This window comes from Xenorhabdus entomophaga (genome assembly GCF_037996725.1).
Lineage (GTDB): Bacteria > Pseudomonadota > Gammaproteobacteria > Enterobacterales > Enterobacteriaceae > Xenorhabdus > Xenorhabdus khoisanae.
In genome coordinates, this window is record NZ_JBBMXH010000437.1 from 1 (window position 1) to 270 (window position 270).

General features: G+C 44.8%; 1 pseudogene. It reads left to right on the forward strand.

Features of this window, described 5'->3' with window-relative positions:
- Positions 1–165: pseudogene (locus tag AAC854_RS24825) on the forward strand (transposase); the annotation flags it as partial.
- Positions 166–270: the final 105 nt, after the last annotated feature.

Consider the following 270-nt stretch of genomic DNA (forward strand, 5'->3'; position numbering starts at 1 on the left):
ACGATTAACGCGAAAAATGTCGTCCTTTTTTTCGGCGCAATCCGGGAAACCTACCCACTTTCGCAAAAAATCCATATTATTCTGGATGGTGCGGGTTACCACCGTTCCGAAGTCGTTCAATTTTTTGCCGAAGTTTTGAATATTGAGTTGCACTACCTGCCGCCTTGTATCTTAAATGTAGGTTAAAATAAATACGATTAGATTTGGTGCGGTGTATGCAGCCTGATGCCGCCTAGGGTTCCTAGCCCGTCTGTAAGCGATTGGCGCATA